Origin of the sequence: Oceanospirillum linum, from assembly GCF_001995095.2 — a bacterium.
Classification (GTDB): Bacteria; Pseudomonadota; Gammaproteobacteria; order Pseudomonadales; family Halomonadaceae; genus Oceanospirillum; species Oceanospirillum linum.
Genome location: NZ_MTSD02000235.1, coordinates 1 through 389 on the forward strand (window position 1 = coordinate 1; position 389 = coordinate 389).

General features: G+C 36.5%; 1 protein-coding gene. It reads left to right on the forward strand.

Annotated elements, in window-relative coordinates:
* Positions 1-228: mechanosensitive ion channel domain-containing protein (locus BTA35_RS17445; protein ID WP_139363766.1), on the forward strand; the 228-nt coding region annotated here is incomplete at its 5' end.
* Positions 229-389 lie beyond the last annotated feature (161 nt).

Sequence of the window (389 nt, forward strand, 5' to 3'; positions counted from 1 at the left end):
TTCCCATACCGAGTGGGCGATCGTATTAAAGTCGTAGACAAAGACGAAGACATCAGTGGCGAGATTCAAGAAATCAGCATGTTTCACGTGTTAATTAAGCACGACAACGGAAACTTGATTACTTACCCAAACAACCAGATTTTGCAAAAAGCGGTACTAAAGCTGGCGAAAAATAAGCCAGAGCCAAGTAAAACAAAATCTCGGATTTATACTCGAAGAAAGAAATAATCCACTAAAAAGCCGATGTATCTACATCGGCTTTTTTAATGCACTTCTTTTTAAGTTTTAGTGTTGACCTAAACCAAACTTGAGGTTTTAGCATGCTCAACATTACACATTACTCAGAAAAAAGAAGGAATCTTTCATGTCCAAAATTGCGATTATTTATT